General features: G+C 40.9%; 16 protein-coding genes, 1 tRNA gene and 1 riboswitch. Of the genes, 5 read left to right on the forward strand and 12 right to left on the reverse strand.

What is annotated here, in order from left to right:
* Nucleotides 1-81 precede the first annotated feature (81 nt).
* A tRNA-Gly gene (locus NYP55_RS00345) sits at nt 82-157 on the reverse strand.
* A 327-nt stretch (nt 158-484) separates the two neighbouring features.
* On the opposite strand from NYP55_RS00345, the gene adhP reads away from it, so the two are divergent.
* Complete coding sequence (adhP, locus tag NYP55_RS00350) at nt 485-1495, forward strand: alcohol dehydrogenase AdhP (protein WP_016792006.1); 1011 nt, start codon at nt 485-487, stop codon at nt 1493-1495.
* Nucleotides 1496-1632: 137 nt separating this feature from the next.
* Here adhP and NYP55_RS00355 read toward each other — a convergent pair whose 3' ends face one another.
* The gene (locus NYP55_RS00355; protein ID WP_004133157.1) at nt 1633-2649 is read right to left on the reverse strand and encodes a glycosyltransferase; all 1017 of its coding nucleotides are present in this window, start codon (nt 2647-2649) and stop codon (nt 1633-1635) included.
* Nucleotides 2650-2767: 118 nt separating this feature from the next.
* Nucleotides 2768-2920, forward strand: a riboswitch (FMN riboswitch).
* A gap of 5 nt (nt 2921-2925) precedes the next feature.
* On the opposite strand from NYP55_RS00355, the gene NYP55_RS00360 reads away from it, so the two are divergent.
* From NYP55_RS00360 to NYP55_RS00370, 3 genes are all read left to right on the forward strand, one after another.
* Nucleotides 2926-3525: an ECF transporter S component gene (locus tag NYP55_RS00360; protein WP_004130819.1), complete on the forward strand. Its 600-nt coding sequence runs from the start codon at nt 2926-2928 to the stop codon at nt 3523-3525.
* Between the two features lie 58 nt (nt 3526-3583).
* A complete protein-coding gene (locus NYP55_RS00365; RefSeq protein WP_472781400.1) occupies nt 3584-5983 on the forward strand; it encodes an energy-coupling factor transporter ATPase in 2400 nt (799 codons plus the stop codon).
* Between the two features lie 235 nt (nt 5984-6218).
* The gene (locus NYP55_RS00370; protein WP_016635300.1) at nt 6219-6524 is read left to right on the forward strand and encodes a YhbY family RNA-binding protein; all 306 of its coding nucleotides are present in this window, start codon (nt 6219-6221) and stop codon (nt 6522-6524) included.
* A 74-nt stretch (nt 6525-6598) separates the two neighbouring features.
* Here the strand turns inward: NYP55_RS00370 and NYP55_RS00375 are convergent, their stop codons facing one another.
* From NYP55_RS00375 to NYP55_RS00390, 4 genes are all read right to left on the reverse strand, one after another.
* Complete coding sequence (locus NYP55_RS00375) at nt 6599-7972, reverse strand: replication-associated recombination protein A (protein WP_353938486.1); 1374 nt, start codon at nt 7970-7972, stop codon at nt 6599-6601.
* 110 nt (nt 7973-8082) lie between these two features.
* Nucleotides 8083-10611, reverse strand: coding sequence for a DEAD/DEAH box helicase (locus NYP55_RS00380; RefSeq protein ID WP_004130811.1), 2529 nt, complete (start codon nt 10609-10611; stop codon nt 8083-8085).
* Nucleotides 10612-10682: 71 nt separating this feature from the next.
* On the reverse strand, nt 10683-12890 hold the full coding sequence (gene der / locus NYP55_RS00385; RefSeq protein WP_472781401.1) for a bifunctional cytidylate kinase/GTPase Der: 2208 nt from the start codon (nt 12888-12890) through the stop codon (nt 10683-10685).
* Nucleotides 12887-13660, reverse strand: coding sequence for a pseudouridine synthase (locus NYP55_RS00390; RefSeq protein WP_004133164.1), 774 nt, complete (start codon nt 13658-13660; stop codon nt 12887-12889). Before NYP55_RS00390 ends, der begins: the two co-directional genes overlap by 4 nt.
* Before the next feature lie 238 nt (nt 13661-13898).
* Between NYP55_RS00390 and NYP55_RS00395 the strand changes: the two genes are divergently transcribed.
* Complete coding sequence (locus NYP55_RS00395) at nt 13899-14846, forward strand: MIP/aquaporin family protein (protein WP_472781402.1); 948 nt, start codon at nt 13899-13901, stop codon at nt 14844-14846.
* 15 nt (nt 14847-14861) lie between these two features.
* Here the strand turns inward: NYP55_RS00395 and NYP55_RS00400 are convergent, their stop codons facing one another.
* The 6 genes from NYP55_RS00400 to ruvB form a co-directional block, all read right to left on the reverse strand.
* Entirely contained in the window at nt 14862-15179 is a 318-nt protein-coding gene (locus NYP55_RS00400) for a DUF3017 domain-containing protein (protein WP_472781512.1), read from the reverse strand.
* Between the two features lie 200 nt (nt 15180-15379).
* A complete protein-coding gene (gene purH, locus NYP55_RS00405) occupies nt 15380-17062 on the reverse strand; it encodes a bifunctional phosphoribosylaminoimidazolecarboxamide formyltransferase/IMP cyclohydrolase (RefSeq protein ID WP_472781403.1) in 1683 nt (560 codons plus the stop codon).
* A 29-nt stretch (nt 17063-17091) separates the two neighbouring features.
* Complete coding sequence (locus NYP55_RS00410) at nt 17092-18420, reverse strand: cell division protein PerM (protein ID WP_472781404.1); 1329 nt, start codon at nt 18418-18420, stop codon at nt 17092-17094.
* Nucleotides 18421-18515: 95 nt separating this feature from the next.
* Nucleotides 18516-19097, reverse strand: coding sequence for an adenine phosphoribosyltransferase (locus NYP55_RS00415; protein ID WP_004130797.1), 582 nt, complete (start codon nt 19095-19097; stop codon nt 18516-18518).
* 17 nt (nt 19098-19114) lie between these two features.
* The gene (gene yajC / locus NYP55_RS00420) at nt 19115-19534 is read right to left on the reverse strand and encodes a preprotein translocase subunit YajC (protein WP_004130790.1); all 420 of its coding nucleotides are present in this window, start codon (nt 19532-19534) and stop codon (nt 19115-19117) included.
* A gap of 68 nt (nt 19535-19602) precedes the next feature.
* On the reverse strand, nt 19603-20697 hold the full coding sequence (ruvB, locus tag NYP55_RS00425; protein WP_004130788.1) for a Holliday junction branch migration DNA helicase RuvB: 1095 nt from the start codon (nt 20695-20697) through the stop codon (nt 19603-19605).
* Nucleotide 20698: the final 1 nt, after the last annotated feature.

The raw sequence follows: 20698 nt of genomic DNA on the forward strand, positions 1-20698 counted from the left end.
AAGCTGGCATACGTGCTGAGACATGTAATAGAAAATAAAAAAATCTCAGCAGATATGAGGAAAGTCTGCTGAGAAATCAAATGGAGCGGACAGCGGGACTCGAACCCGCGGTCTCAACCTTGGCAAGGTTGCGCTTTACCAACTAAGCTATATCCGCAAACAAGATGCCATAGTAGCCTGATTTATTGTTTAATGCAAGTTATAATCAAAAATAAAAAATGTATAGTGATTTTCTGCTGTATTCAAGCGATTTTACGGAGTGTTGAGCAGAAGAAAAAGATAAGAAAACGATAAGAAAAATATTGAATACGATAATTATTATCATTAAGCCATAAATTTTTATAAAACTTTTTCTTAAAATGTGATTTTTATCATGAAAAATCGTAAAAATAATGTAGAATAAAAATAGCTTTTACCAAACAGGTAAAAGAAAACTGAAAAAGCAATGTTTTTCAACGATGAAGCATAGAACAAGGAGGTTTCTATGAAGGCTATTGTTGCAACCAAAGATAAGAAGGCTCAGGTTGTAGAGAAGGAACTTCGTCCATTGGAATTTGGTGAAGCCTTACTCGATATGGAGTGCTGCGGCGTATGTCACACCGATCTTCACGTTAAGAACCAAGATTTTGGCGATAAAACTGGTGTTGTTCTTGGCCACGAAGGTATTGGTATTGTTAAGGAAGTTGGCCCTGGTGTTACAACATTAAAGCCAGGCGACCGTGCATCTGTAGCGTGGTTCTTTAAGGGTTGCGGTCATTGCGAATATTGCACCACTGGCCGAGAAACACTTTGCCGTAGCGTTTTGAACGCAGGATACACTGCAGACGGTGGCATGTCGCAAGAGTGCATTGTTGCAGCTGACTACGCTGTAAAAGTCCCAGAAGGCTTGGATCCAGCTCCTGCAAGCTCCATCACTTGCGCTGGCGTTACAACCTACAAGGCTATTAAGGAGTCGGGCGTACACCCAGGCGAATGGCTTATTCTCTTTGGCCTTGGCGGTCTTGGTAATCTTGCGTTGCAATATGCAAAGAACGTATTTGGCGCACACGTAATCGCAGTAGATGTTAACGATGCTCAGCTTGAATTTGCTAAGGAATATGGCGCAGATTTGTGCGTAAACCCACTTAAGGAAAATGTTCCTGAATTTGCTATGAAGAAGGTAGGCGGCGCTCATGGCGCTGTTGTAACCGCTGTAAGCAAGGCTGCTTTTAACAGCGCAGTTGACTCTGTACGAGCAGGCGGCACCGTTGCAGCTGTTGGTCTTCCACCAGAAGATATGGAACTCAGCATCCCTCGCCTTGTTCTCGACGGAATCCGCTTGGTTGGATCCCTTGTTGGAACTCGTAAAGATTTGGAAGAAGCGTTCCAGTTTGGTGCTGAAGGCAAGGTTGTTCCAAAATGCCATATGCGCAAGATGGAAGACATTAACGACATCTTCGATGAGATGCTCAGCGGTAAGATTCGCGGTCGAATGGTAATTGACCTCTCCCACTGAAAAAAGAGATAAAATAAAAATCTAGAAGCCACTTAGCAAATGCTAGGTGGCTTCTAGTTTATGTTTGTGCTTTAATTTTTAAGACTTAAGCATTAATCTTAAATCTCAGTATTCAGACTTAAGTCTTAAAAAATCTGCTATTTTAACGGAGGCATTGGCTTCCAATTAGGATCATGCAAAATTTTTCTGCTTGCAATACAACCAGTAAAAAGCTTTTTAACGCCACTTAAAATATGCTCACGATCTACAGCAACAAGCCTAATAAGCTCTTTTGCAGCAGTCAAAGCGGTTCCAAGAGCAAACATAAATGGTCTAAAATCGCCGTGGATCATAAAGTAGCGCGCCATAAAGCCACGATTTCGCATAATATGATAACGATTCATGTCGGAAGTGGAATTTAGTTGACGAACGCCAGCAATATCCCAATTAGGAATATTACGAGTTCTGCGAAGAATAATGTCATTTACAACAATCGGATTCGTAACTTTGCTAGCAAGATAGCCATAAGTAGTGTCATCCCAATAAATAAAGTAACGCGAATCTGGAAGTCCAATTTTCTCTACAATATTGCGCTTAAACAATCCCCCTTCAAAGCACATTGTGTTCATAACGCGGTAGCCAGATGGCCCAAATGCTGCTGGAGCGATTGGATTAGGAATTCCAAGAGAAACAATAAAGTTATATTGCCAATAAAAATCGCCACCGTCGTAGTCTAAACGGCTTCCTTGAATAACATCGTGGCTTTTAGTCCACTTGCAAAGACGCTCAATAGATTCTGGAACAGTTTCAACATCATCGTCCATAACCCAAAACCATTGTGCGCCAAGCTCATACGCTTTTTTAACGCCAGCACTAAAACCGCCAGCTCCCCCAAGATTGCTACTTTGTGGCGCGTAAACAACGCGGTTTGAATCGCCAGAATCGTCCGCGCTAGAAGCGCCCCATCTGCGCGAAAGAATATCGCCTAGATCATCCACCATTTTGTGTGTTTTTTCGCTACTTTCGTTGTCTACAACAACAATTCGCCACGGACATTGATTTAAACACTCAAATGATTTGAACAAATTTGCAAGAAGCTCCTGGCGCTTATAAGTAACAACAATAATCGCAAGCTTGTCTATAGTATTAACAGAAGTATTCGTAATTTCACTCATGCTCTTAATCTTACACTTAGCATTGCCATCAAAAAGCGTTACAAGTCAAAAGTTAATCAAACTGCTAAATGTTCTTAGCGCTTAGCAATAAATGTTCTTAGCATAAGATAAAAATAAAGAGTAGTTTCAGGGAAGGTGAAAATCCTTACTGGCGGTAACGAGGTAATTCTTGAATTAGTGAATTGTCTCGAAGCCCGCGAGCGGCACCACTGCTGCTGATTCGGTTAAAATCCGAAGCCAACGGTTAAAGTCCGGATGAAAGAAACGGAGGCTCTAATGAGCATTTCACGCGAAAATAATCATAAAACAAGCAATCACACAGCAAATAATCACGCAACTTACTCTGGCACAAACTATTGGTCAAGCGAAAAAATTGCTAAATACGCGCTATTCGTTGCGCTCTCTATTGCTGTAAGCTTTATAGAATTTCCACTTATTCCAGACGTAAACTACCTTAAATACGATCCTTCGGGAATTGTGTGTTTAATTGCAGGATTTGCATACGGACCATTCGCCGCTGCAATCGTAAGCGTACTAGGATTTGCTCCACACTTCTTCACTAACCCGTTTGGCGCAATAATGGCAATATTGGTTTCAATGGGCGCTTCTGTTAGCGCTGCAATCGTCTACAAAAAAATTAGAACCAAAGAAGGCGCTATTATTTCGCTTGTGGTTGGCTCTGTAGTTGCGATTGCTCTTGCAATAGTCGGAAATCTTATTATTACGCCGCTTTATGCTCATATTAGCGTTGAGCAAGTTGCTGCTCTTATAGTTCCAGCTCTGCTACCGTTTAATGTGATTAAGCTTGCGATTCATTGCGTAGTAACTATGCTTGTTTATAAGCCTGTTTCAAAACTTCTTAACTACAACAAATAGTAAACAAATAGCATTAGCCAAAATAGCATTAGTCAATTAAGTAAAAAGCAAGCTAATTATGCAAAGCAATAAAGTTATTCAATATAAAACAAGTTGCAAAGACGAAAAAAGCAATATGGATTATTGTGCTAAAAAAGATAATGCTGTTTCTTTGCAAAAAGTTCGCTTTAGCTATGATGGCGGAAAAACTTGGATTCTAGACGGAATAGATCTTGAAATTGCATATGGTCAAAGAATCGCAATAATCGGCAAAAATGGTAGTGGAAAGTCCACGCTAGCTAAAATTATTGCAGGACTTTCTTCCCCAGATTCTGGAATTGTTACGCTATGCGGAATAAAAGTTTTTGAAGCAAACAATGTTGATTCAAAAGCGTACCAAAAAGCACGAGAATCTATTGGAGCATTGTTTCAAAGCCCAGAAGACCAAATCGTTACAACAGTTGTAGAAGACGATGTTGCTTTTGGGCTTGAAAACTTGTGCGCCTCTAAAGAATTTATGAAGAAAAATATAAGCAATGCTTTACGCGCTGTAAACATGGAAAATCACCGTTTTAGCGACCCAAGCAATATGAGTGGAGGTCAGCAGCAGCGCGTTGCTATTGCGTCGTCGATTGCTACAAAATCAAAACTTCTTGTATTAGACGAGCCTACAAGCATGCTTGATTCTTGCGCAAAAACAGACGTAAATAAGCTTTTTGACAAATTACAAACGCGCGGCACAACAATCGTTCAAGTAACACATAAGATTAGCGAATGCAAAAATGCGGATCGAATATTAATGCTAGAAAATGGAAAATTGCGTGATGTAAGTTTATTGGAATTAGAAGAATTCTACGCGGAAAAATCGCCAGCTGTTATTGGATCAAAAAGCATGACGGAAAATGTAGAAAAATCAAATGCAGAAAATTCGAATGCAGAAAGCAAAAATAAACGTGATTCGAATAAAACAAACAAGAATGCAGCAATTGAAATATCTAATTTAAGTGTGAGCTATGCAAATAGTCAAAATCCAATAATAAGAGACTATTCTCTAAGCGTAAAAGCAGGCGAAATCGTTGCAATAATGGGAAAAAACGGGTGTGGAAAATCCACGCTCGCAAAAGCAATATGCGCACTTATTAAATACGATTCTGGATCTATTTGTGTAAACGGAATAAAAATTAGCGAGAAAACAAGCAAATCACAAATGCGTGAAATTCGCAAAAACATTGGTTACGTTATGCAATTGCCAGAACAGCAACTTTTTGCGCAAACTGTTTTTGAAGACGTAGCATACGGTCCAAAAAACTTTGGATTAGAGGGATGCGAATTGCGTTCCAGAGTATTGAGCGCACTAAAATCATTGCATATTGAACATTTAGCGCAAAAATCCCCATTCGAACTTTCTGGAGGCCAGCAACGACTAGCAGCAATCGCGGGAATTTTGGCTTGCAATCCAAAAATCTTGGTTTTAGACGAGCCTACAGCAGGATTAGATTTTGAGTATGCAAAAATCGTATTAAAAATTTTAAGCGATTTACACAATAAAGGCGTAACAATTATTGTTATTACGCATGATTTTAGTGAAGCAAAATCACTTGGAGCGCGCATAGTTACACTTGATTCGCGCGAAAAGAAGCAAGCGCAAGAACAAGCACAAGACGAAAAGCTTGAAAATACTAGCGAGAATGGTAGCGAAAACAAGAACAAAAACAAGTCATTGCTAAGCTTATTTAATACGCGAATCATACTAATATCATGCTTAATTCTTATGTTTAGCGCGTTTAGCATTACAAACTTCTACCAACTTGGAATCCTTGCACTATCAACGCTTGCTCTAATATTTCTCGCTAGAATATCGCCTATAAAATTATTCTTGTCATTGCACATGTTTATTGCAATATTCGTATTTTCTGGATTGTTTAATCTTCTAGTTGTGCATTCTGGAAGAGGACTTTTTAGAATCGGACCGATATTAATAACAGACGATGGAATAAAGTTTGCAATACTTTTCGCTTCAAGATTTTCGCTTGTTATACTAATCGGGTCAATAATTGTACTAACCATAAGCCAAACGCGATTGACTGAAGCATGCGCGTCTATTATTTCGCCTCTTAAAAGCGTAGGATTGCCAAGTCAAGAAATTGCTCTTATTATGAGCCTTGCTTTACGATTTTTGCCAACTCTTGCAAAAGAAGCAGAATCTGTTGCTTTAGCTCAAATTGCAAGAGGCGGAAACATAAAAGACGGGTCTATAAAAAAGCGATTGCAAGCAATAACATCTCTTATAGTTCCAGGATTTGCAAGTGTGATTCGGCACGCAAACACACTGGGACTTGCGCTAGATTCCAGATGCTACGTTCCTGGAGCAAAGCGCACGCACTTACATACAGAGAAAATTCGCATAAAAGACTTTGCGCTTTTAAGCGTTACATTAGCTATTGTGTGCGGAATAATTTTTGCTGGAATATTTATATAACTGATAATTGGAATATTTGTATATTGAACTCATTGAACGTGTTGAACGCGGATTCTTACGGTTAATGTATAATCCGATAAGCATTGAAAATTTAAGCGTTACAAGTAGATAATCAATAGTCGATAGTTGGTTGTTGATAATTGCGTTTAACAATATAGCGTTTTGACGTTTTAATGTTTTGAAAATTGGCGTTTTAACGTTTTATGCATGTTGAACGCGATTTGGAAGGAAAATAATGGCATTAACTAAAAAGCAAATTAAGCAATTGCGCGCGCTCGCTAACACTTTAAGCCCATTGCTTTATGTTGGAAAAAACGATATTAGCGACGCTGCTGTTAAGCAAGCAGACGAGACAATGCAATCTCATGAGCTTATGAAGTGTGCTGTACAAGATGGTTCTGGCTTAAGTGCTAAAGAAGCTGCGCAGGAGCTTGCAGAGCATCTTGGTGCAGAAGTTGTGCAAGTAATTGGCAACCGCTTTGTATTGTTCCGCGTTTCAAGTCGCGAAGATATTGACCACATTATGCTTGTTCGCGAATAAAACTCTCTTAAAAAAATAGTAATACTGCATTAAAAGGCTTCTTAAAATTCTAAGGAGCCTTTTAATTATCGACTTTATTTATTGTCATCGGATTTATGAAGAATGGCGCGAATTTGAGATAAACGTTGTGAAATCTCGTGCTCGTAGCCGCGATTATTTGGGTGATAATATTCGCGGCCAACTAGCTCATCTGGCATATATTGTTGAGAAGCCACAGCTCCTGGGTAGTCGTGAGCGTACTTGTACCCATCGTGATTTCCCCAGCTTTTCATTAAAGCAGTCGGAGCGTTTCGCAAATGAAGAGGCACTTGACCAATATTTCCAGCATCAACATCTTGCAAAGCCTTATTAATCGCATTGTAACTTGCGTTTGATTTTGGAGCAGTTGCTACAGCAATCACAGCTTGCGAAAGAATAATCCGCGCTTCTGGCATGCCAATTAAAGCAACCGCTTGAGCTGCTGCAACAGTTACTTGCAAAATTTGTGGAGCTGCCATGCCAACTTCTTCCGCAGCAGCAATCATAATCCGCCTTGCAATAAAACGCGGGTCTTCCCCAGCTCTAAGCATTCGCGCTAAATAATGCAAAGAAGCGTCAACATCACTTCCACGCATTGACTTAATAAAAGCAGAAATCACATCGTAGTGGTCGTCTCCATCTTTGTCGTAACGAACTGTAGTAGTATCCATTACGTTAGAAACAATATCGGCAGTAATAACAGGCTTCTTTTTGCCATGCTGCAAAGCAACATCTCCTGTTACTGCTCCTGCAGCCGCCTCTAAAATCGTAAGAGTTTTGCGAGCGTCTCCCCCACTTAAACGAATAATTGAATCTATTGCATCGTCATCAATCTTAAGCTGATTATTAAGACCATTTTCGCTAGAAATTGCGCGTTCAATAAGCGTGCGCAAATCTTCTACACTAAGCGACTCAAGTTTAACAACTACTGATCTACTAAGTAGTGGCTTAATAATTGAAAAGCTTGGATTTTCGGTAGTAGCACCAATAAAAGTTACATCGCGATTTTCTACGCTTGGAAGCAAAGCATCTTGCTGTGATTTAGAAAAACGATGAACTTCGTCAATAAACAGGACTGTTTCTTGACCTTTACTAACTAAACGCTCATGCGCGCGATCTAACACCGCTCGAACATCTTTAACTCCAGAAGTTACAGCAGAAAGCTCTTCAAACACGCGACCAGACTGTTGAGCCACAATATAAGCAAGCGTAGTTTTACCAACACCTGGAGGCCCAAACAACACAACAGAACTTGGAGATGTAAGAGAACCTTTAGATTGAGGATTTGCAAGCCTGCGCAAAGGCGAACCATCTTTTAGCGCATGAGTCTGCCCAAGAACGTCTTCGATAACGCTAGGTCGCATACGCACAGCCAATGGACGTGTTACATCGCTAGGCGCACTACTTGCTGTAAATAAATCCTGAACCATAATCTAAGTATACTCAATCCATAGAACAAACGTTCGACTATATTTTAGATTTTGCATAAAACATAAGTAAAATATAAGCAAAACGCAAATAAAACTTAAGTAAAACAACACTAAACGTGCGACACGCTGTAGTCAAAGAACACAACTTCGCCTGTATCTTGTGTGGAATCCAAATCAACAATTCCAGTAATAGCCCAATTATGGTCTCCGTCCGAATCGTCAATAATCTGCCGAACTTTCCACGAATGCTCATTTTTTTCTAGAGAATCATCCAAAATAAACAAGTCTCCGCCACGAGCTTTGGCATCGATACCAACATACTCATGTTCGTCGTAATAGTCGTCAAGCACATCATTCCACTCATGAACGCCGTAACCCCAAGCTTTGTCAAGCTCTCCCAAAGCATCCGCATCTTCCAAATCCATAAGTTGCACGCGGCGGAACATTGCATTTCTAATCAACACAATAAGTCCTCTTCGATCCGCAACAACAGACTCAGAAGTTCCAGGCGCAGCCGTAGTTACTGCACTAGCTTCAGCGTCCGACCCTCCAGCACTCTCCCACTCGTCAACCAAACTCGAATCAATAGAGCGCACAACAAGTCGAAGCCACGAAATAATATCGCGCAATTCTTCGTTAAGCATGTCTTCTGGCACAGTTCGAGCAAGCGAACGATAAGCGTCCGAAAGGTAACGAAGAAGCGTTCCTTCACTTCTAGCAATGCCATAGCGCGAAATATAGCCAGTAAAATCAGAGGCTGTTTCAACCATGTCTCGAAGCACAGATTTAGGCTTAATCCAATAGTCGTTTGCCCACGGAACATCTTTGCGATATTGCGCAAAAGCAGGCTCAAGCAAATCTTCAAGAGGCTTAGGGTAGCTAACTTCCGCTAAGCGTTCCATGCGCTCCTCGTAATCAATGCCATCATCTTTCATGCCAGCCATTGCAGCATCGCGAGCTTTACGCTCTTGCGCGCGAAGAACAGGCTTAGGATCATCTAAAGTTGATTCAACCATAGAAATTACGTCAAGCGCGTAGCTTTGAGATTCTGGGTCAAGAAGTTCCAAAGCAGCAAGCAAGAACGGCGAGAGTGGCTGATCTAGCGCAAAACCTTCTGGCATAGCAACATCAAGATCATAATCGCAAGAACCATCCGAAAGCTCTCTGCATTCAATAACTTGAGTGTCAAGCAAAGTTTGGAAAATATCATTGCAACGCTCAAGCAATTTTTCTTTATCTTGCGGCTTTTGCGCACTATCTTCAATAAGTTTTTCAACGCGTGCTCTAGCATCCCCACCTTGCGTAACTTCGTTCAAAATCATTGAGTGAGTTACAACCATGTGCGGATTCAAAGTTTCGGGAGCGCTTTCAATAAGCTTAGTAAACGTTTGCTCACTCCAAACAACAAATCCTTCTGGAGCCTTCTTACGCTTAACTTTTTTAAGCTTTTTAGGATCGTTTCCAGCTTTAGCAACAGCGCGCGCATTCTCAATCTCGAACTCTGGAGCCTCTGCAACTACTAAGCCTTCGGTATCAAATCCCATTCTGCCTGCGCGACCTGCAATTTGGTGAAACTCGCGAGCGCGAAGCTTTCGACTACGGTTCCCATCAAATTTTGTAAGAGCAGTAAGCACAACAGAGTGAATCGGCACGTTAATACCAACGCCAAGAGTGTCTGTTCCGCAAATAACTGGCAGCAACCCCTGTTGTGCGAGCTGCTCAACAAGCCTGCGGTAGCGCGGAAGCATACCAGCATGATGTACGCCAACTCCTGTGCGCAGCAGCCTTTGCAAGATTTTGCCGAATCCTGTAGTAAATTTAGTGCCTTTAATTGCTTGCGCAATTTTGTCTCGCTGATCTTTGCTAGAAACCCCCGTGCTTGCAAGCGCTTGAGCTGTTTCTAGAGCTGCGTCTTGCGAAAAATGAACTACGTATATTGGCGTTAAACCCTTGTTAAATAATAGTTCTACAGTTGTTGCAAGCGGCTTATCTGTGTACTCGTATTCGAGTGGGATTGGTCTTGGAGCGTTAGCAATAATATCAACACTACGATTTGTTGATTTTTCTAAGCGTTCCGCAATATCCGTTACGTCTCCAAGAGTTGCGCTCATAAGCAAAAATTGCGTGTTTGCAAGAGTAAGTAGCGGCACTTGCCAAGCCCAACCGCGCTCTGGGTCTCCATAGTAGTGGAATTCGTCCATTGCAACGCAATCAACTTTTGCGTTTGCGCCTTCGCGCAGAGCTTGATTTGCTAAGATTTCTGCAGTGCAGCAGATTATTGGAGCGTCCGCGTTAATATGCGAGTCGCCAGTAATCATGCCTACGTTGTCTCGCCCAAAAATCGCAACTAAATCGAAGAATTTTTCAGATACAAGTGCTTTGATTGGCGCAGTGTAGTAGGAGCGTCTGCCAGTGGCGAGCGCCGCAAAATGCATGCCGAGCGCTACTAGCGATTTTCCAGATCCTGTTGGAGTGTTTAAGACTACATGGTCTCCTGCAAGCAAATCCATAACCGACTCTTCTTGATGCGGCCACAAATCTACATGCTTGTTGGTCTTAACCCAATCAACAAATGCTTGAAAAATTTCGTCTTCGCTAGCATGATGCAAATCAAGAGCTAACTCGCCTAATCCAGCCATATTCCGCTCCTACTTTACTTACGCTTTAATCGCAGATTTATTTGCAATTTATTTGTGATTAACCTGCGACTTTACTTGCGCTTCTTCTTATCTCGTACTTTTACAGAGATTTGAATAGGAGTTCCCTCAAATCCAAACTCTTCTCTAAGAGAACGCTCAATAAAGCGACGGTAGCCGTGCTCTAAGAAGCCAGTTGCAAATATTACAAAACGCGGAGGGCGCGTAGAAGCTTGCGTTGCGAATAAGATTCGCGCTTGCTTTCCACCTCGCAAAGGATGCGGATGAGCAGACTGAATACGGCCTAAGAAAGCGTTAAGCTTGCCTGTAGGAATGCGCTTATCCCAGCTTTCTAAAGCTGTTCGCATAGCGCGCGCAAGACGATTCGTATGCCATCCTGTCTTTGCAGAAAGATTAACTCGCTCAGCCCAAGTAACGCGCTCAAACTCAGTTTTCCACAAGCGTTCCATGCGCTGCCTAGAGAATTCGTCCATCAAATCCCACTTGTTAAACACAAGTACGATTGCGCGACCCGCGTCTACAGCCTGGCTCATAACTTTTAGATCCTGCTCCGCAATTGGCTGCGAAGAGTCAAAAAGAATCAAAGCAAGTTCCGAACGCTCAATCGCAGCTTGCGTACGTAGTGAAGAATAGTACTCTGCGCCAGTAAGCTTGTGCTGCCTGCGCTTAATACCAGCCGTGTCAATAAACAGCCAGTCCTCACCGTCTACGCGCACAACCTCATCAACAGGGTCTCGAGTAGTTCCAGCCAAGTCGTTTACAACAGAACGCTCTTCGTGAGCCAAATGGTTCAAAAGTGAAGACTTACCAACATTTGGACGTCCAACTAAAGCAACTCTGCGAAGACCTTGCGGAGTTAAGAATCCAGAAGTCTTATTCGCTTTCTTTAAAGATGCAAGAGCCGCGTCAAGCAAATCTCCAACGCCTCTGCCGTGCATTGCAGAAATTCCGTAAGGCTCGCCCATTCCAAGCTTCCAAAACTCTGCAGTTAAATACTCGCTTCTAGCGTCGTCAACCTTGTTAACTGCCAAAGTAATAGGCTTACCAGCAGAGCGAAGCATTGAAACAATACGCTCGTCGGTAGCTGTTAAACCAACTTGACCATCTACTAGAAAAATCACAGCATCACTTAAACGCACTGCTACTTGCGCCTGTTGAGCAATCGAAGAATCAATGCCTTCAACATCTGCTTCCCAGCCGCCAGTGTCAACAAGCTTGAAGTTGGTTCCAGCCCACTCAGCATCGTAGCTTACGCGATCTCTAGTAACGCCTGGAGTATCTTCTACAACAGCAACTCTGTGACCCAAGATACGGTTTACAAGCGTTGATTTTCCAACGTTTGGTCGGCCAATAACGGCAATTACTCCAACAGCTTTTGTATCTTTCGACTCATCTTCGCCTGCTAAATTTCCGCTAAGAAGCGCACGGTCTTCATCGTCAAGATCGTAGCCTTCAAGATTTGCAGCATAACGGTCGTACTCATCTTGCTCAATTGCATCGTCAACCATCTCTACAAGCGCGTCAAGAGTCTGCTCAAAAGTCAAATCAGAATTATCTAGAGTTGTAACACCGTCTGCTGCTTTAAGAAAATGAGTAACTTTAGAATCTTTAGCGTCGCGAGCGCGAATATCGTCTTCTTCTAAAGATTCATTATTCTTAGATTCATTATTTTGCGAATTTTCTTGCGCAATATCTTGCTTGTTTCTGCGAGCTTGGCGCACTTCTTCGCGAGCAGTAAGAAGCACTCGAACTTGCGCATTAGGAGCCACAACAGTAGTAATATCGCGGCCTTCTGCAACTATGCCTTCTCCGCCAGAGAAAGAATCCTCAGCAGACTCTGAAGCAATATATGCGCGTTGAGCAGCAATAAGCATGCGTCGAACTGCAGGAATCGAAGAAACAGTAGACACGTGCGAAGAAACTTCGATGGAACGCAATTCTTCGCTAATATCTTCACTATCAATTACGACTACAGGATTTTTTGGATCAACGCTAAATTCAGCATAATCTTCCGTAAACAATGCTCCAACAGCTTCAACAATTTGATTAAAGCGTTCTGCATCTGCCGAATTTGTTGGATTTCCTTCTTCATCCAACTCAAGCTGCTTGCTTAAATCAATTCCTTGCTTTAAACACCACCATGCGGCAGCTCTATACATTGCACCCGTATCTAAATACGCAAAACCGTAGTATTGTGCTAAAGCGCGAGAAGTAGAAGACTTGCCAACTCCTGCTGGTCCATCAATTGCTACACAAATCACAGGCCAACCTCCTTAGAAAGCGAGCGCACTTCTACTTGCGAAAGCACGCGATAAGACCCAGCTTTTAAGTCGCCCAACTTAATAGGGCCGATTTGCGTACGAACAAGGCGCTTTACTGGGAAGCCAACAGCTCCAAAAATCCTACGCACAATGCGATTTTTGCCAGAGTGCAAAACAACTTTTACGATTGTTGCATCGTGATTCTGATCGATTATTGCGCATCTGTCTAGCTTAATCCAGCCGTCTTCCAGATTTACGCCTTGCGAAACTAGCCTGCGGCAAACCATTCCGTTGATTTTGCCTTCAACAGTTGCAATATACGTTTTTTCAACTTCGTACTTTGGATGCATAACATGCTGGCTTAGCTCGCCATCGTTGGTCATTAAAATAAGACCTTCCGAATCGTAGTCCAAGCGACCCATGTGGAAAATTCGCTCGTATTTGTCTCCAACAATATCTCTTAAAGTAAAGCGACCTTTTGGATCATCCATTGCGCTCAAAACTCGCTTTGGCTTATTAAGCGCAAGCGTTACAAGCTTGTGATTGAACTTTACTCTGGATCCGTCTACGCGAATTTTTTGCTTACTTGGATCTACTCGAGTTCCGAGTGTTGTTACAAGCTCATCATCCACTTCAACACGCCCATCGAGAATAATCTCCTCACATTTGCGTCTTGAACCAAATCCCGCTTCAGCAAGTAGCTTTTGCAGTCGAACGGCATTTTTGTCATTTGAATGCGCCTGATTGGCGCGGGAATATGCGTTTGGCATCGTTCTCCCAACGTGACCTATTGTATTAATTTAATCTTATTGATGTTTTATTTATGGCCATTTTTGCGTATTTTTTAATAATTTTTAATCATTTTTTAATACTCACAGCAAATTGCCACGTTTTTCTATACTAGCGTATGGCATAGCCGTGATACTATAGCAAACGTTTGGTTGTGTTGCGAATAACAAAACAACATAAAAACAACACAACACGTACACATTAACGTAAGGAATTGTTATGAACAACACTTTGCAAAATAAATGTTCAAATGATGAGCAAAAAACATCTGCTCCTGCACCTCTTATTTTTAGGATTTTTGCTGAATTTATTGCAAGCGTTTTTGCAATATTTACTATTTACACATTCTCTTCTGTTGTAACAGCAATGTACGGCGTGAATGTTCTTTTGATTGCTGCAGGAACAGGCTTAGCTTACGCAGCAGCAATCAGTATAGCAGCTAAGGTTTCTGGAGGTCACGTTAATCCAGCAGTAACAATCGCTTCTATGCTTACTGGAAGAACCTCTTATATCTCTGGAATTTTATACATTATTGCGCAAGTTCTTGGCGCACTCGTTGCTGCTTCAATAACTGTTTTTATTCTTCCTCAAACTAAAATGGTTCCAGAAAAAACATGGTTTGCTCCTGTTGTAAACGGTTTTGAAAGCGCTTCTATCTCTGCAAATCAACTAAAAAGCGTTAATGCTTCTTTTGGCGTTATCTCCGCATTAATAGTTGAGATTATTGCAGTTCTTATTATTGTTGCAACAGCAATGACGTATACGCGCGAAGATGGTAGTGCTAAATGCACGTATGCAGCACACATGGGTATTGCATACTCTGTTGGAGCTTTTATTACCTACCAAATTACTGGATCAGGTCTTAATCCTGCTCGCTCTACAGGTATTGCCATTCTTGCACAGTCTAAGAAATTAGCTGCTTCGCCATTAAGCCAACTTTGGGTATTTTGGATTGCTCCTGTTTTTGCAGCAGCTCTTGTTGGATTCATTATGCTTATTAGCAAGCTTGTTCGTTCTTCTTCAAAAGACTCAACCAGTGCTAAAGAATCTAATAATTCTGGCGATTTAAGCTTGGATGATTCTTCCAAAAACACTTCCTCATCTAACGAAGAATCAGAAAATAGCGAGAATAAAGAAGTTAACCCATTTTATAACGAAGACAAATAGTTAAAACAAAATAGGTTACATAAAAACAAAAATAGAAAAATACGTTATTAGCAAACCAAGTCCTAGTGCAATGCTTAGAAAAGAGTCAAAGGCAACGGATCTAACTTTCCAAGGGCTTCGTTGAGAGAAAATTAAGCGTATTATTCCAAGAATGATGGCTGTTGCAGAAATAATAACTGTAGCAGCCATTATTCTTCCTATAAAAGCTAATACAGCGCACACGCATACGATTATTGCTACAATCCATTGCGCGTATGGCTTACCTTCTTTTACTTCCGAAACGTAGATATGATTTCTTGAGTTGCTATTCGCATTGCTATTCGCATCGTGCATTAATTCATCTTTATGATCAAATTTTAATTCGCTATCTTGATTCTTCTGGCTAATTGTCATACTTGTATAATACATAAAAAGCCTTGGAAAGTATATTAAATACAATCCAAGGCTTTTTACGTTAATATGATTAATCGAGCTAATCTAACTGACTAATCAGCTATTTACAGAAATACTAATTTGCAAATAGCGATTGATTTTTAGTGGAAGAAGTGCCTCGTTCCAGTAGTGTACATTGTTACGCCAGCCGCGCGCGCAGCTTCAAACACTTCCTCATCTCTAATAGACCCTCCAGGTTGAACTATTGCGCTTACACCTGCTTCTATCAAGATTTGAGGACCATCAGCAAACGGGAAGAATGCGTCAGATGCTGCAACAGATCCTTTAGCACGCTCAACGCCATCAGCCAAAGTATTTGCTCTTTCAACTGCAAGATGGCAAGAATCCACGCGATTAACTTGACCCATTCCGATTCCAACAGTTGCTAAATCATGCGCAAGCAAAATGGCATTAGACTTTACACACCTAAGAGAACGCCATGCAAACTCTAAGTCTTTTAAGGTTTCTTCGTTCGCTGGGTTTCCAGAAACAAGAGTCCAATTTTGTGGATTATCTCCAAAATCATCAATCTTATCTGCACTTTGCACCAACGCTCCGCCGTCAATAGGATGCACTTGCAAACCTAAAACAGGAGGATTTGCAACCTTTAGTATTCGCAAATTCTTCTTCTTAGTGCGCAATAATTCCAAAGCCTCAGGCTCGTAGTCTGGAGCAATAATTACTTCTGTAAAAATTGGACGCACACTTTGTGCCATTTCTAGAGTAACAGTTGAATTGCAAGCAATCACTCCACCGTATGCGCTTACAGGATCGCAAGCGTGAGCCTTCGCATGAGCCTCTGCAGCTGTTGCACCTATTGCTAAGCCGCAAGGATTATTGTGTTTGCAAACAGCAACAGCAATTTGCGGAGCAAAATCCCAAACTGCACGCCATGCTGCATCCGCATCAACATAATTGTTGTAACTCATTGGCTTTCCGCCAAGAAGCTCAGCTTGAGCTAAACCGCCATTATGCAACGGATCAAGATAAAGCCCCGCATATTGATGTGGATTCTCTCCGTACCTAAGCTTACGTTCAAGAGTCCATGTTCGCGTATAGTCACATGGAAGTAACGAATCTTTGCTTGTTTTATCAAGCGAATCATCGCTGTTTTCTGTGTTTTCTATCATGCTCTGTGGCATTGGCCAAGCACTATTAGTCCATTGGCATATTGCAGCATCGTAAGCGGCTGTATGCTCGAATGCTTTATGCGCTAAGTATTCGCGCTCTTGCAAACTAAAGCCTTCGCCAGAAGCAATTCGATTAGCAAGCAATTTGTAATCTGCAGGATCTGTAATAACAGCTACAGACTTATGATTTTTAGCAGCTGCTCGAATCATTGAAGGTCCACCAATATCGATTTTTTCAATAATGGCGTCGTTTTTAGCGCCGCTCATAACTGTGTTCACAAAAGGATACAAGTTTACAACTACAGCATCAAATGGCTCAATATTCAAATCTTTAAGCTGCTTTACGTGATCCGAATTGCTCATATCTGCTAAGATTCCAGCGTGAATATGTGGATCGAGTGTTTTAACTCTACCATCTAAACTTTCTGGGAATCCTGTTACATCCGACACTTGCGTAACGCTTACACCCAATTCTTGAAGCTTTGAAGCAGTTGAACCAGTTGAAACAACTTGAGTTCCACACTTTCTAAAAGCATCTGCAAGCGTTTCTAGTCCTTCTTTGCAAAATACTGAAACCAGTACTCGCTTTATTGACCTTTTACCTGTGGTTATCAGCACATCTGCATTTTGTTCTTGCTCATGTATCTGTTGCACCGGTCTTCCTCCTTGTGTTGGATGAGGATTTATTTTTTATTAACTTTTGAGCTGACTGTTCTAGTTGACTCAAGATTACTAGTTTCAGTTTTGCTCTCAAGCAAAGGTTGATTTTCGGATAAAATTTTATTGCTTAAAAGTCGAATACCAATTATTATTGCGCAAACAAAAAGAATAATAAGCCAAGAAAAGCCAAAACCATATATTGTTAAATGCCCTAAGGAACGAAGACTTCTACTTACATTAACTCCAACATGTGCTAATCTAAATCTTCCCAAACTACCATTTGCAAATAGAAGCAATACACTCATAACAAGTATTATTGCCATGCAAGACGCTACTAGAACTATTGCAGATTGAACAAATGCAAAAGCTGTTTTCTTCCAGTCTACTTTATTGTTATCAAATATGATTCTAAGGTTGCACAACTTTGAGTACAAAATTATAAACAATGCCAAAATAGCGCACAAAACAAACAATATACTAACCGAAGCTGTTCTATAGAATGAATCTTTTATAGCATCTGGGAATATTGCAAAAAGTGGAATAGGTGGTAACGATTTTTTGCTAACAGAAAAAATACTAAAGCTTGCAATATCTCCAATGTTGAATCCTGCTCCAGAAATCCAAGATAATGCCCATAGTGCAATATTCGGCAACCACACTAAACAGGCAATAGATGTTAAAATCCTAGAACCGATTTGCATCCCTAGCTTAGAAAATGCAATCTCAACGTTGCTTGAACCAACTACACACCAAAAGATGATTGTTAAAAGTGCAACAATTGCGTAAATTGCCAAAACACTTATAGAGCAATAAAAACAGATTTTTGCGCATTTAATTGTTCGCTCAGAAAAATGCTTTGCCAACTTTTGTTTTATTTGTGCAAACGTAGAAGAATATGGAAAAACGGCAATCATCATAGGCAAAATATACACACAAACACTTTTTAGCAATATTATTGGCGAAGAATCCAACAACTCAATATTAGTATTTTGGGATATTACATAATTTGCAAAAACCCAAACAAATAATCCTATTGAATTGGCTAATTGACCGCCTTTTAGCTTTCTCATTGCAATTGCAAGAGATGAAACTAAAAGAATTGTTAATCCAAGAGGAATAATCGTAAGAACAAAATCGTCAAAACCAAGACCAACACCTTGTGCAAAAAGAAGTACGGCCCATGTTAAAGACATTGATGAATCAGAAAGATTACCAGTTCCTTCTTCAATCGAAATTACTAAAAGCGTTAAAGACATAAACAATCCAACAATAAGAGCAAAAACAAAAATAGCTATTGCTGGAATAGCTAAACCCTTCAAAACGCTAATAAGAGAAGATTTTAGTTTTTTCAAAATTGTTTCTCCCCTACGTTCTTAAAGTTTAGACTTGGATTATTTTGGATTATCTATGTATTTAACGCTTTTCCTAAAACTATTATTTGCTGTGTTTAAGCTGGCATTTTCATTAAGCTAGAGCACTTATAGGATTGCAGGTCGCTCATTCCGTTAATGCCCGTTAGCTCCATTACAAAGCAGAATCCAGCAACAACACCTTCGGATCTTTCAACAAGCCTTGCAGCAGCTTTTGCGGTTCCTCCTGTTGCAATCAAATCATCAACAATAAGAACACGCTGGCCAGGTTTAATCGAGTCTTTTTCAATCTCGATTTTAGCTTCTCCATATTCAAGAGAATACGATTCGCTAATAACTTCTGGCGGCAACTTCCCTGCTTTTCTTACGGCAACAAAACCCTTATTTAAGCGTGCAGCTAATACTGGGCCAAATAAGAATCCACGAGCTTCAAGACCTGCAACTAAATCAAAAGAATCTTTAGAAACTGGCAAAGAATCAACAAGTGACTCAATAAGAATGTTCATACCACGAGCATCTGCAAATACTGGTAGAAAATCGCGAAAAACAATCTTTGGATTAGGGAATCCTGGAATTGTGCGAACAAGAGATGCTAAATAATTAGCATCTTCACTACTAACATTCTTTAGAGGCTTTACCGTAATATCAGTTGTTGTCATAATCCTAGCGTTCTATTCTAGTTTTCTTTATTTTCATTAGATTCGCTAGATTCTTGAACCTCGTTAGATTCATTGGATTCTTGCGATTCGTTATCTTCTGCGCTATCCGCATTATTATTAGCGCCTTCTGCACTATCTTCTTTATCGTAGCTATTAAAATCTACGCGAACGTAAACCCTGTTAACAGCACGGAAAGATACGCGAAGCAGACTACCTTCTGAATCTAAAACAATTTCTTCGTGATCTGCATCAACGCTAACAACTTTACCAATAATTCCGCCAATGGTTATAACCTCAACACCAGGCTTTAAGGAATCATGGAAAGAACGCAATTCAGTTTGGCGCTTTTTCATGTTACGAGATTGGAACCACATGATACCAACCATGGCAATTACAAGAACAATAAGCATGCCATACTGGCTAAAGAATTGGGGCACAATAAACTCCTTAAGTTATCCAACCCTAAGACGGTAAAACACCGTCCAAATCAACTATTTTAGGGTATCTATCTGACATTATCGGGTGCTTTAAGACCTAAATGTTGCCAAGCTTTTTCAGTTGCAACTCTGCCTTTAGGTGTTCTAACAAGAAAGCCTTCTCGAACCAAATATGGTTCACAAACTGTTTCCACAGTCTCCGACTCTTCTCCAACCATTGCAGCCAAGTTATTAAGCCCTACAGGACCACCATTAAATTGAACCACAATAGCTTTTAGAACAGCAATATCTAAGCGATCAAGGCCTTGAGTATCTATTTGATACAAAGATAAAGCCTCGATTACAGACTCGCGATTTACTTCTTTAAGATTATGGACTACTGCCCAATCTCTAACACGCCTCAAAAGTCGATTTGCAATCCTAGGAGTTCCTCTAGAACGCAAAGCAAGCTCTTTTGCAGCTTGGCCTGCAAGATTTACGCCTAAAAGTGCGGAAGAACGCTCAATAAGCTTCTCTAGCTCTTCGTGAGGATAAAAATCCAAGTGAGCAGTAAAACCAAAACGTGCTCTAAGCGGAGAAGGAAGCATGCCTTCTCTAGTAGTTGCGCCAACAACCGTAAAATGAGGCAAAGTAAGCGGTATAGAAGACGCTCCAGGTCCTTTTCCAACCATAACGTCTACTCGAAAATCTTCCATAGCGATATAAAGCAACTCTTCTGCAGCGCGAGGAAGTCGATGAATCTCATCAATAAACAACACTTCACCTGTATCTAGAGAGCTTAAAATTGATGCTAAATCTCCAGCATGTTGAATAGCAGGGCCAGAAGTAACTCGAATAGAAACACCTAATTCGTTAGCAACAATCATTGCCAACGTTGTTTTTCCAAGACCAGGAGGACCCGCAAGAAGCATATGATCTGGAGGAACATTACGCAATCTTGCAGCATCCAAAAAAAGTTGCAATTGCGCTTTTAATAAAGGCTGACCAATAAAACCATCCAGAGCATGAGGACGTAACTCCTCATCACTAATTTGCTCGTTTTCTATAGCACTAGAAGATACTATTCTTAATGAATCTTCTGATACGCCAGTATTAACAGATTGAACGTTGTTGATCTTCTCGTTGTTTAGCTTCTCGCTGTTGATTTTCTCGCCAAAACTCATA

The organism is Gardnerella sp. c10Ua_31 (assembly GCF_055700915.1).